The sequence below is a fragment of the Bilophila sp. genome, assembly GCF_057864385.1.
This window is the reverse complement of the sequence record NZ_DBMAFI010000086.1, coordinates 1-12,317: the sequence shown is the minus strand read 5'-3', so window position 1 is coordinate 12,317 and position 12,317 is coordinate 1. Positions and strand designations below refer to the sequence as shown.

At 62.2% G+C, this 12,317-nt stretch carries 10 protein-coding genes; 5 read left to right on the top strand and 5 right to left on the bottom strand.

All coding sequences use genetic code 11. The features are described 5' to 3' along the window. Window positions 1–356: 356 nt before the first annotated feature. Window positions 357–509, bottom strand: a complete 153-nt coding sequence (locus tag ACZM8Y_RS16460) for a hypothetical protein (RefSeq protein ID WP_482332001.1) — start codon at window positions 507–509, stop codon at window positions 357–359. A gap of 608 nt (window positions 510–1,117) precedes the next feature. Here ACZM8Y_RS16460 and ACZM8Y_RS16455 point away from each other — a divergent pair. Then, a complete protein-coding gene (locus tag ACZM8Y_RS16455; protein ID WP_489501901.1) occupies window positions 1,118–2,281 on the top strand; it encodes an MFS transporter in 1,164 nt (387 codons plus the stop codon). Between the two features lie 299 nt (window positions 2,282–2,580). On the opposite strand, the gene ACZM8Y_RS16450 is transcribed toward ACZM8Y_RS16455, so the two are convergent. From ACZM8Y_RS16450 to ACZM8Y_RS16435, 4 genes are all read right to left on the bottom strand, one after another. Then, window positions 2,581–5,046: a Lon protease family protein gene (locus tag ACZM8Y_RS16450; RefSeq protein ID WP_337432272.1), complete on the bottom strand. Its 2,466-nt coding sequence runs from the start codon at window positions 5,044–5,046 to the stop codon at window positions 2,581–2,583. A 209-nt stretch (window positions 5,047–5,255) separates the two neighbouring features. Continuing rightward, a complete protein-coding gene (hemC, locus tag ACZM8Y_RS16445) occupies window positions 5,256–6,182 on the bottom strand; it encodes a hydroxymethylbilane synthase (RefSeq protein ID WP_479859515.1) in 927 nt (308 codons plus the stop codon). A gap of 137 nt (window positions 6,183–6,319) precedes the next feature. Beyond that, complete coding sequence (locus ACZM8Y_RS16440) at window positions 6,320–6,556, bottom strand: FmdB family zinc ribbon protein (protein ID WP_308771422.1); 237 nt, start codon at window positions 6,554–6,556, stop codon at window positions 6,320–6,322. 22 nt (window positions 6,557–6,578) lie between these two features. Continuing rightward, window positions 6,579–7,187 carry a D-sedoheptulose 7-phosphate isomerase gene (locus tag ACZM8Y_RS16435; RefSeq protein WP_302552197.1) on the bottom strand — a complete coding sequence of 203 codons (609 nt, stop codon included), beginning with the start codon at window positions 7,185–7,187 and terminating at the stop codon, window positions 6,579–6,581. A 223-nt stretch (window positions 7,188–7,410) separates the two neighbouring features. Here ACZM8Y_RS16435 and ACZM8Y_RS16430 point away from each other — a divergent pair, with 223 nt between their 5' ends. The 4 genes from ACZM8Y_RS16430 to gatB all read left to right on the top strand — a co-directional run bounded on the left by ACZM8Y_RS16430 (window position 7,411) and on the right by gatB (window position 12,298). Then, window positions 7,411–8,280 carry an NAD(+)/NADH kinase gene (locus tag ACZM8Y_RS16430; RefSeq protein WP_308771423.1) on the top strand — a complete coding sequence of 290 codons (870 nt, stop codon included), beginning with the start codon at window positions 7,411–7,413 and terminating at the stop codon, window positions 8,278–8,280. Further along, entirely contained in the window at window positions 8,277–10,049 is a 1,773-nt protein-coding gene (locus ACZM8Y_RS16425) for a hypothetical protein (RefSeq protein WP_482332018.1), read from the top strand. The genes ACZM8Y_RS16430 and ACZM8Y_RS16425 overlap by 4 nt, the downstream gene beginning before the upstream one ends. A 2-nt stretch (window positions 10,050–10,051) precedes the next feature. After that, window positions 10,052–10,684 (top strand): DUF4254 domain-containing protein, encoded by a 633-nt coding sequence (locus tag ACZM8Y_RS16420; protein ID WP_482332021.1) that lies wholly within the window; start codon window positions 10,052–10,054, stop codon window positions 10,682–10,684. Between the two features lie 189 nt (window positions 10,685–10,873). Further along, window positions 10,874–12,298, top strand: a complete 1,425-nt coding sequence (gene gatB / locus ACZM8Y_RS16415; RefSeq protein ID WP_302553964.1) for an Asp-tRNA(Asn)/Glu-tRNA(Gln) amidotransferase subunit GatB — start codon at window positions 10,874–10,876, stop codon at window positions 12,296–12,298. Window positions 12,299–12,317: the final 19 nt, after the last annotated feature.

The window sequence follows — 12,317 nt, the reverse complement described above, 5'->3', positions numbered from 1 at the left end:
TCCCCTCCCCCTCCCCAAACCCCACCCTCTCCCCTTCAAAGATTTTCGACCTTATCGAATCCCTGTTCCCGGCTGTACCGTAAATGAAAGCCTTCCTTCGTATGAGGGGAGGCTTTGCTTTTGGCTCTGGCATAACAAGAGGCTGGTATTTCATTGCTGATCATGTAATTCAAGACAGATGCCGAGGAAAGCCGTTTTCGTCGCTGGGGTCGCCAGCAGATGGCTTAAAAAAACTCAATGGAAACAACAAATTTGGCTGTATCATAGAAAATGGTTGATATTTTTCTCTTTGAAGTTCCAAAGGGATAACCAACAAAATGTCTTAGCTGTGTTAAAGTTTCCGGCTGATACAGCAATCAGAGGTCGTTCATCTGCCCCTGTTTCAGCGGAACATTCACTACCGTGAAGGCGGACGCACTTCCAGCGCGGTGAAAGGCATCCTCCGGCAACGGCTGACGGCGCTTCGTCTCGCGCGGCTTCGCCGCTCTCGACCGCGCTTCGCGGGACATTTGACCGCTCCTCGCCCCCTCCATACCGCATTGCCATGCGGCGGGGGACGTCCTCAAAGTTCGCTGACGCTCGCGCCTCCGGCAGTTAAAGGAGTATATTTCTCTTGGCTGTGTTATAGAAAATGGTTGATGCTTTTTCCTTGAAGTTCCAAAGGGATAACTGAAAAAATGCCTTATCCGTAGCTCCCGCCAAGGGGACAACCGGAGAAAAAGGCTGTATTTTCACCGCACTGTGGAGATGAAACAACCCCATACTATGACAGGGCCAAGGATTTTAGAGAGTTCTCCACAGGGACCTTCATTTATCTCCTCAGCGGGCGATGAGGCTGAGCTGACGCCGGGCCTCTCCATTGCGGGTCTCATTCGCCGCCTCGCCTTCCGGCGATTCCACGAGCCAGGCGGCAAGCAGGAACCGGTTCCGTCAAGGCATTCGCGCTTCCAATGAAATTTTCATTTAATTATATGAAATTTAAAATGATTTCTTAGAAAACCATCAAACAGGCGAATGCCTCGTTCCATCGGCTGCCTAGCCTTCCGGGGAAGATGGAGGTATGCTGCAAAAGCGATTACAGTCAGGAGTGTGTTCCATGCCCCCGAAAGATGTACCCATGCCGTTCCGGACAGCCCTGCCGTGGGCGGGATTCGTTGCGCTGCTGTTTCTCTTGAACTACATGTCACGCTCCACGCTGACGCCCCTGCTTGTCTCTATTGAGAAAGATCTGGGGATTGGGCACGCGCAGGCGACGAGCCTCCTCCTGATGCAAAGCGCCGGGTTCAGTTCGGCACTGGCCGTTTCCGGTTTTCTCCTCTCGCGCTTCAAGCCAAGGCAGATTGCGGCCATCCCATTGGGCATCGCCGGATGTATCCTCCTCCTGATGCCGCTGGTACACACGCTCGGCCAGGCACGTCTTGTTTTCGTAGCTTTCGGGCTTGGTGTCGGTTTCTATTTTCCGGCGGGCATGGCAACCCTCTCCTCGCTTGTCTTCCCCAAAGACTGGGGCAAAGCCGTCGCCATCCATGAACTGGCCCCAAACACGGGCTTTATCCTGATCCCCCTGCTCGCTCAGGCGGGGCTCATCTTCACGGACTGGAGGGGGGTCTTCGCCATCATGGGCGCCCTCATGATCTGTACAGCATCGGCGTTCCTGCTCTGGGGACGCGGCGGCAATACCTGCACCGACGCCCCATCCTTCAAGGGATGCGGGGCACTCCTCAGAAACCCTGAAAGCTGGATCGTCTCGCTATTGCTGGCCGTCTCCATGATCGGCGAATTCTCCGTCTACAGCATCCTGCAAATCTTCCTCGTCAGTGCGGTAGGATTTGGGCCGGAAGAGGCCAACTTAGGCCTCTCCGTCTCCCGCCTCGCCATGCCGGTCATCGTCATCACCGCCGGATGGGCCGCCGACCGCTTTAACGCCAAACGCACCGTCAGCGCCTGTTTCCTGCTCCATGCCGTTGCCCTGTGCCTCATGTCCGTGGACGCCTCAGTATCCCGCATCCCCGCACTCTGCGGCGTATTCCTGCAGGCTGCTTCAATGGCCTTCGTCTTTCCGCCGCTGTTCAAAGTCTTCGCCCAGAGCTTCTCCCCCAATGAGCAGCCCATCCTGCTTTCCTTGACCATGCCCGTCGCCGGGCTCATCTCCGCCGGGGGCATCCCCTTCTTCATCGGCTACTGCGGCGAATACTACACGTTCGGCCTCGCCTTCCTCACCATCGCCGCCATGTCCGTGGCAAGCGCCGTTTCGGTCGCCTACTTGAAGAACAGGAAATAACAGTCCGATATTCAAAAAATATTCCCTTTGCCCCTCCTTCCCAAAACATTCGGTTATACCAAACCGCCCATCCCTGTTTCCAATCCAATAAAAACCGCCCGCTCTCCCGATAAACGGACAGCGGGCGGCCTCAACTCCGGCTCCTCCTGCCCCATCCCCCCTCAACAGGGAAAAACGGCAACAGGGATTCGATAAACACAAAAGTCTTTGAAGGGGAAAGGAGGGGGTTTGGGGGAGGGAAGGGGAAACTTTCTCTAGAAAGTTTCCCCTTCCCTCCCCCAACAACGCCTACCCCGCCCCTACTTCTTCCTTCTCCTCAACGGCTTGGAATACGCGTGCTCGGCGCTGTGGCCGAACTCCTGCAAGCGGCGATCGACGAGATCGTAAAGGGAACCACGGGTGAACCCGCCGTTCTTGAGGGGCTTCCCGGCGGGGATGCCGGTCAGAAGCTCAAGCGCCTCGGTGATGTGCTCCACCGGATAGATGCCGAACTTGCCCGCATCCACAGCTTCACGGATGCGCGGCGAAAGCATCAGATGATCCACGTTGTCGCGGGGGACGATGACGCCCTGCTCACCCGTGAGCCCACGGCGGGAGCAGATGCCGAAAAAGCCTTCGATCTTGCGGGATACGCCGCCGACCGCCATGATCTGGCCGGACTGGCTCACCGCGCCGGTGATGGCGAGGGACAGCTTGAGCGGCACTTCCGAAAGCGCCGACAGCAATGCCGCCAGCTCCGCGCCGGAGGCGGAATCGCCTTCGATGCCGCCGTAATTCTGCTCGAAACACAGGCTCCCGGTCATCACAAGCGGCTTGTTGCGGGCGAACTGATCCACAAGATAGCTCTTGAGGATAAGCATGGCCTTGGTGTGGATGGGGCCGCCGAGCTCGGCCTCGCGCTCAAGGTCGATGATGCCGCCGTGCCCGACGCCTACGGTGCAGGAAATCTGATGCGGCAGGCCGAACTCGAAATCCCCGTACCACGACACCGACAGGCCGTTGACCCGCCCGACGGCGGAACCCGACGTCCGCACCTTGATGAGCTCGCGGTCGTACTCTTCCATATAGAGCTCTTCCACAAGGTTCGCACGGTACATGCGGGCTTCGAGCGCCTCTTCCAGATGCTCGGCCTCCACCAGCGCGGACTGCTTCATGGAAGCCATCGCGGAGGCTTCGATCATCACGTCGCGCATGAGCGGGAACTTGAGCGACAGCTTGCGCTGATCCTCGGCCACGCGGGAGCTGAAATCCACAAGCCCCGCCAGCGCGGTGCGGCTGAACGGCAGAAGGCGCGTCTCGTCGATGATCCCGGCGATGCGGATGAGCCACGAACGGATGTCGGCGGCGGTGCGCTCCACCGTCTCGGTCATGTGCGCCTTGATCTTGAACAGCTTCGCGAAGCGGTCGTCGTTGGTCAGCAGGGCTTCGTACAGTTCCTCGTTGCCGATGAGCACGACCTTGAGGTTCAGGGGAACCGGCTGCGGCTCGATGCCCTTGGTGCGGACAGCGCCGTCCGGCACGTCGCCCGCTTCCTCAAGCCGCGCGGAACCGGCGCGCAGGGCGCGGAGAAGCCCTTCCCATGCGCCTGGATGTTGGAGGATGTCCTCAAGGTGCAGGACAAGGAAACCGCCGTTGGCCCGGTGCAGGGACCCGGCCTTGATCAGCGTGAAGTCCGTAACCAGCGCGCCCATTTCCGACTCGCGCTCCACGCAGCCGAGCAGGTTGGCGGTGGTGGGGTGGTCTTCAATGATCAGGGGCGCGCCCTTGTTCCCGCTGTTGTCCACAAACACGTTCACGTCATAAAGGTACGTGTCCGTCTCCGGATGCTGCGCATCGCCGGACAACGCGGCGCTCAGGGCCTGCGGGGGCTGCGTTTCGCGGGGCAGGAAACTTTCCGGGTGATCCAGAATGTCCTGACGCAGGGCCTCGAAATACTTTTTCAAGGCGGAATCCGGCTCGCCGTCCGGCCCGGCGCAGTTCTTCAGGATGCGCTCCACGGCGGGGGCCAGCACGGCGGACAGCACAGAACCGATCACTTCCCGCTCCAGCGTCCTCTCGTCCGAGCGGAAGGACTGCTCGGCGGAATTCAGCTTGCGCACCATGCCGGACATGGCCCGCAGGAGGGTATCGCCCTTCTGCTTGAGCCCCTGACGCAACGTGGGATCGAGATGCTCGTACTCGTCTTCGCTCAGGCGCTTGCCTTCCACCAGAGGATACAGGGTCAGGCTACCCTGATCGTCCATATCGAGGTTGAAGCCCTGTTTCCCGGCGGTCTTGTCCATCTGCTTGATCAGCCCGGAACGCACGGCCTGAAAGCGATCCTGCAATTCGGAGCGTTTCTTGACGTAACTCTCGTTTTCCAGACGGACGGGCAGTTCCTTGCGGATGTCCGCCAGCGCCTGCGAGAGGATGGAACGCAGCTTCCTGCCCTGCCCCGCGGGGACGGACAACAGCAGCGGGTGATCCGCGTCATCAAAATTGTTGACGTAAAGCAGATCCGGCGGCGTCTGGGCCTTGCGGATGCGGGGTTCGAGAAACTCCCGGAGCATGTAGGTACGCCCAAGGTTCGACTCGCCGGAAAGATAGACATTGTACCCTGCCGTATGGATGTGCAGCGCCAGCTCCAACGCTTTGAGGGCACGGGGCTGCGGGGCCACCTTGCGGTGCCCGTTGCGCGGGATGGCGTCGCTCGTTTCCCAAGGGATGCGATCCGGGGGCAGGCTCGAACAGAGGCGCTGGCCGGGCAGAGACTTTATTTTACTCATACTCTTCCTATATGGATTCAAAAGGCCACAGGGAGGGGAGAGAAAACCTTTCCGGAGAAAGGCCGTCCCCTTCCCTCCCCATCCCCTTTCAAAGGCTTTCGCCGTGAAAAGAGCGCGGCACCTCCCAAAAGGCATCGGCTTTCCTTGCGGCGCAGGCCGGGAACCCCAAACGGGAGGGCCGCAGCCGGGACAGCCCGGCGGCGGGAAACTTACTGCGCGTACACCCTGGCGAGGATCTCGGCCCCGCCGTCCTCGGCGAGGGATCGGGCCAAAGCGAGGCCCACGGCGCGGGCTTCATCGGCGCGGCCCGTCACCTTGCGGCGGATGATCACCGAACCGTCCACTTCGCCGACCAGACCTTCCAGTTCAAAGGTGTCGCCGTCGAGCATTTCCGCGTGCCCGGCAATGGGAACCTGACAGCCGCCGTCAAGCCCGGCGAGCAGGCCGCGTTCGGCCTCCACGCAGATGCGGGTGGGACGGTGCTCCATGAAGGCCATCATTTCAGCGAGATCCTTGCGATCCTCACGGAATTCGATGCCGAGCGCGCCCTGCCCCACGGCGGGGATGAACGCGGGCGGGGCAAGCGGGCGCTCCTTGGGCACTGACAGGCCGAGGCGCTTCATGCCCGCCGTCGCCATGATGATGGCGGCGAACTGCCCCTCCGTCAGCTTGCGGAGCCGCGTATCCACGTTCCCGCGCAGGGAAACGACTTCAAGATCCGGCCTCTGGGCCAATACCTGCGCCTGGCGGCGGAGGCTGCTCGTGCCGACCACGGCCCCGGCGGGCAGGCTTTCCAGCGAATCGTAATCCACCGAAAGGAACAAATCCGTGGGGTCCTCGCGTTCCGGCACGATGCCGAGGATGAGGCCCTCAGGGAGCTCCATGGGAACGTCCTTCATGCTGTGTACGGCGATGTCCGCCGCGCCGGAAAGGAGCGCCTCCTCAATTTCCTTTACGAACAGCCCCTTGCCGCCGACCTTGGCCAGCGGCACGTCAAGGATGATGTCGCCCTTGGTCTTGATGATGTTCAGTTCCACCACAAGGCCGGGATGCGCGGCTTCGAGGCTGTCCTTCACATGGTTCGCCTGCCAGAGGGCCAGACGGCTGCCACGGGTGGCGATAACGAGTTTTTCCATAACGATCCTTGGCTGGTGGATACGGTGCCTTTTTGAGGGACGCCGCCGTACCGGAGCCGCCCCCTCACACATATCCGGGAAAGGGAAACCCGGAGAAAGGCCGCCTTTCGGAAAGCCCCTCCCCGGCTTTGGGGAATTTAGTGGCAGCTCGCGCAGTTGCCGCCGGAGCAGCCGGCGCATCCGCCCCCGGAAGACGGCGCGGAGGGCGCGCCGAAATCTCCGAGGCTTCCGCCTTCGCAGTGGCGGCACGGCTTGGAGATGAGCTTTTCCGTGGCTTCGGCACGGCAGGCCGGGCACACCGGGGTTTCATCGCCGAAAACAAGTTCTTCAAATTCATGGCCGCAACGGGTGCAGCGGTATTCAAACATGGGCATGACGCTTCTCCTGTAAACGTATTCAGTCAAGCATAGGCTTGATGGCCATCACATTTTCAAAAAGGTAGTAGTCCGTCAGCGCGCAGAGCATATGCCCGATGGCGGCGTGCGTCTCCTGCACGAGCGGCGTGGACGGATGCCCCACCGCAAGGAGGATGTCGCACAGCGGGGCCATGCGCCCCCCCCCGTCCCCGGTCAGGCCGATGGTGAACAGGCCCTGCTTGCGGGCCGCCTGCAGCGCGCCGATGACGTTGGCGCTGTTGCCTGAGGTGGAAATGCCGACGAACACGTCGCCGGGCCGCCCAAGCGCCTGCACCTGCTTGGTGAAGACGAGATCGTAGCCGAAATCGTTGCCGATGGACGTCAGCACGGAAGAATCGGTCGTCAGCGCGATGGCCGGAAGCGGAGGCCGATCCATCAGGAACCGGTTGACGAATTCCGCGGCCCAGTGCTGGGCGTCCGCCGCGCTCCCGCCGTTGCCCGCCAGCAAAATTTTGCCTCCGCGCGCCACGGCGACGGCCATGCGCCGGGCGGCCTCGGCCACCTTGCCCCCGTGGACGGCAAAAAAATCGCGGCGCAGTTTCGCGCCGTCTTCCGCATGTTGGGAAATCATTTGCAGGGCTTTGTCCATAAAGATGCTCCTCCGAACCGCATGGCCGCATACACAGATAATCCCTGATTCCCGTTCTGCAACCCGCCTGCGGCGAACTTTGAGCTATAAGCGAAACAGCCCCCGCTGACAACTCCATGCGGGCCGTGCGGCATCCCCACAACCCGCCGAAACGATACGGCGGCGGTACCGGGCGCCCAAGTTTGCTATTGAAGAATCACAGGGATTCTACTACTGAAAGCAGATGCACTCCGTCACCTCCATACTTCTCGTCACCAAGGCCCGGCATGCCGCCGCCGAAGCCACCGCAGCAGCCGTCGGCCAGTGGCTCGGAGCCCACGGCGTGGCCTGTTCCGCCCTTCCCGCCGACTGCCCTTCCGAAAAACTCGTCGGCAGGGCCCGCACCGCCGACGCAATCCTGATCCTCGGCGGCGACGGCACTTTCGTCGGCGTGGGCCGCAAGCTCGCCGGGCTGGACATCCCGCTTCTCGGCATCAATTTCGGGCAGGTCGGCTTTCTGACCGAGCTTCCCGCCGCCGGCTGGGAACCTGCGCTGGAACGCCTCCTCGCCGGAAAGATGATCACGCGCACCTGCCTCCTGCTCGCGTGGGAGCTCCTGCGTGGCGGGACGCCCATCGCCAGCGGGCACGCCGCCAACGACGTGGTGGTCGGGCGCGGCGCCATCGCCCGCGTGCTGCCCGTCCATGTGTCCGTGGACGGCGAAGACATGGGCGTCGTGCGCTCCGACGGGGTGATCGTCTCCACGCCCCTCGGCTCCTCGGCGTATGCCCTGTCCGCCCACGGGCCGCTGGTGCACCCCAAGGTGCAGGCCCTCACCCTGACGCCCATTTCGCCCTTCTTCAAGAGCTTCCCGCCCATCGTCCTGCCCGCGGACTCCCGCATCCGCCTCGAAACCGACGACGCCGCGCCCGACGCGTTCCTGACCGTGGACGGGCAGGAAGGCATCCCCCTGTGCGGCGGCGACGTCATCCGGGTGCAAAGCCTCGACGCCGGGCTGCGCGTCCTTTCCTGCTCATCCGGCACCTATTTCCAGCGGCTGCGCGAGCGCGGCTTTATCCAGACGGGCGGGACGTCCGCCCCGGAGCAGGCATGAACAGGCTTCCCGACATCGGAAAGGTCAGCGATCTCCGGCTCGGCGACCATCCCGGCTTTGATGCGTGGTTCTACAGCTTTTGCGCGGAAAACAACATCGAGCACGGCATCAACCCCAGCGGCGTCGCCAGCCCGGAGCAGCTCCGTTTCATGGTCGCCTTGGACGAGCGGCAGGTGTACGCGCCGTGTTCCGACGCCACCTTCCGGGAACTGGCGGCCTCCTTCCACCTCCGCAGTTTTCCGCCCCGCGTGCGCAGCCAGTATATTGCGGCATGGCGCTCCATCATCCGGGTCGTCCGCTACGAAAAAGACCGCCAGAAGCGCCGCGACATGATCAACTACTGCCGCCACCGCTTCCGGGGCTGCCTCGCGCTCGGCAACATCCTGCCCTCCCGCCTCGTCAAGCGGCTGGTCACCACGCTCATCAGCCATTTCGACGCGGGCGATCCGTGGCTGAACGAACGCCTGTTCTACAACGAAACGCTCGCCTCCTTCCTCCGTTCGCAGGCCCTGCAGAATGCCCTCGGACGCCTGCCCGACGGCCTGAGCGCCGAGGGCATTCCCGATCTGCGCCGCGCGCTGGATCTGGCTGAGCTGGCCCGCCTCTTCCACCTTGCCGGGCGCTCGCACCGCACCCTCACCCAGCTCATCCACAACTGCGCGGCGGCGGAAAGCGGCAAGTGCGGGTTCCCGGACATCTTTACCGGTTCCGAAGCCTTCATCCCGCAGGTGGAGGAGCTTTTCCCCGGCCCGCCGCGCACGTTCCTCTACATCTGCGCGATGGAGGGCGGCCTTGCCCTTGATCTGCGGATCATCCAGACGCTGCTGCGGCTGGGGCACAAGGTCATCCTGACGCTCAAGGAAGCGCCGGTCTACTACGCCCCGACCATCTGGGACATGGATCGTGACCCCCTGCTGGTGGACAGCCTGCCGGAATCCCATTTGTTCAAGGCTCCGGCCGCATCCAAGAACGAATTGCTCCGCCGCCTGCGGGAAAACCGCCTGCTCATCATTTCGGACGGCACGGGCGAGCGGCTCAACCTGTACCGCACCTCGGTCACCTTCGCCCGCGCATGGAAAGAAAGCGACGCCGTCATCGCCCGCGGACGCTGCAACCGCGACGTGCTCCTCGGCACGAGCCACCTCTTCACCCGTGACGTCTTCTGTTTCTGGGAGGATCGCGGCGAAGTGCGCATGCAGCTCAAGCCCCATGCGCCCGGCATCCGCAAGTTCAGCGAGCAGGCGCTCACGGCCAAGGCCCGAACCATCATCAAGAGCATGCGCGCCTCCAAGGACAGCGGCAAGGCCGTGATGTTCTACAGCTGCATCATCGGCAGCATCCCCGGCCAGACCGCCACGGCGATCAAGGTGGCGGACACGTTCGTCCGGTCGCTGCGGGAGCGGCTTGATCAGGTCTTCATCATCAACCCGGCGGAATATTTCGAGCCCGGCATGGACGGGGACGATCTCATGTTCATGTGGGAGCAGGTGCAGCGCAGCGGGCTCATCAACATCTGGCGCTTCCAGAGCATGGAGGACATCGAGGACAGCTTCGGGCTCATGGGGCTCAAGGTCCCGCCCGTCTGGTCGGGCAAGGACGCCACCTTCTCCACCGGATGCACCAAGGAAATGCGCATCGCTCTGGACATGCAGCGCTCCCATCCCGAACTCCAGATCGTCGGCCCCGGCCCGGAAAAATTCTTCCGCCGCGGCGACTACGGCGTCGGCAAGTTCTTTGACGCCACCATCTCCAACGCCTATCAGGAATAGCCATGACCACACCCACGCAACTGTTCACGCTTCTGGATGCCTGTTTCGACGCCCAAAACGAAGCCACGGCCCTCTGGCACAGCCAGGAACCCGAAGCCGCCGACGTCGCCCCCGACGCCCCAGCCTCCCCCGATGTGCTCCTTGCCCTCGTCCGCGCGCAACACCTGCGGAATTTCCGGCTCTGGCACATTGAGGACACGGCCCGCCGCCGCGACGTGACGCCCGACGTCATCGCAGACTGCAAGTACCGCATCGACAGGCTCAATCAGGAGCGCAACGACCGCATAGAGCGCGTGGACGCCTGCCTCGTGGCCCTGCTCTCCCCGCTGCTCCCGGCCTCGCCCGCGCCGCACATCAATACGGAATCCCTCGGCATGGCCATCGACCGCCTTTCCATCCTCAGCCTCAAGATCTGGCACATGGACGAGCAGGTCAGGCGCACCGACGTGACTCCCGAACACATCGCCTCCTGCGAAAAGAAGCTCGCAGTCCTCAAGGAGCAGCGCGCCGACCTCAGCCTTGCCGTCAAGCACCTCGTCACCGAGTTCGTCGAGGGGACCAAGACCCCCAAGCTGTATTTCCAGTTCAAGATGTACAACGACCCCACGTTGAACCCTGAGCTGTATGGAAAATAGATGAGAATCGGGGAGGGGAAGGAGAACCTTTCTGAAGAAAGGCTTCTCCTTCCCCTCCCCGAACCCCACCCCTTCCTCTCCCAAGACTTTCATCTTTTTGGGTGAGGCGCTTCGTCAGCCGTGCGGCAGGGCAAAAGGGGTGTCGTCAGAAAACATATTGAGAATCGTTCGGCCTTTCGGAGTCGCCCTATGTCCGCTTATGAAACCGTCATCGGCCTTGAAGTGCATGTCCACCTCTGCACCAAATCCAAGCTGTTCTGCTCCTGCCCCACGACGTTCGGGGTGGAGCCCAATACCAACGTCTGTGAGGTGTGCGCCGGGATGCCGGGCGTGCTGCCCGTCCTGAACCAGACCGCCGTGGAGTACGCCACCCGCGCGGGCCTTGCCCTTAACTGCACCATCAACAACGATTCGGTGTTCGCCCGCAAGAACTACTTCTACCCCGACATGCCGTACAATTACCAGATTTCGCAGTTCGAGCGCCCGCTGTGCGAATTCGGGCATCTGGACATCAATGTCGGCGGCGAGGCCAAGCGCATCGGCATCACCCGCATCCACATGGAAACCGACGCGGGCAAGAATATCCACGAAGGCGACCATAGCTATCTCGACCTCAACCGCGCCGCCGTGCCGCTCATCGAAATCGTGAGCGAGCCCGATATGCGCAGCGCCGAGGAAGCGGTGGCCTATCTCAAGGCCCTGCACGCCATCGTGGTCTACCTCGGCATCACGGACGGCAACATGGAGGAAGGCAGCTTCCGTTGCGACGCCAACGTATCCATCCGTCCCAAAGGCGCGGCCGAGTTCGGCACCCGCACCGAGCTCAAGAACCTGAACTCGTTCCGCCATGTGCAGAAGGCCATTGAGTACGAAGTTGCCCGCCAGCAGGATGTTTTGGAGGATGGGGACAAGGTGGTTCAGGAGACCCGCCTGTTCGACAGCGTGAAGGGCATCACCATGTCCATGCGCGACAAGGAAGAGGCGCACGACTACCGCTATTTCCCCGACCCGGATCTCGTGCCCGTACACATCACGGATGAGCAGCTCGAAAGCTGGAAGGCCAGCCTTCCCGAACTGCCCGCGCAGCGCCGCCGCCGGTTCATGGAAGAGTGGAAGCTCCCCGAACAGGATGCGGACATCATCACGTCCGACCGCGCGCAGGCCGATCTGTTTGAGGCGGCGGTGGCCCTGTACAACGAGCCGCGCAAGATAGCCAATTACATGACCGGCCCCATGCTCCGCGAGATCAACCAGACCGGCGTGGCTCTTAAAGATTCCGCCCTCAGGCCCGAAGCCCTTGCCGAGCTCGCCAAGATCGTTGACGGCGGCCTCATCAGCGCCAAGATCGCACAGGATATTTTCAGCGAAGTATACGCCAACGGCGTCATGCCCGAAGCCTATGTCCGCGAAAAGGGCCTTGTGCAGGTGTCCGACACTTCCGCCATCGACGCCGCCGTCTCCGAGGTGATCGCCGAGAACCCCGCCGAAGCCGAAGCCTACAAGGGCGGCAAGACCAAGCTCATCAGCTTCTTCGTCGGGCAGGTCATGCGCAAGATGAAGGGCAAGGCCAACCCCGCCCTCGTCAACGAAGCGCTGGGAAGGTTGTTGAAATAGGAGGAGAAGAAGATTGGAG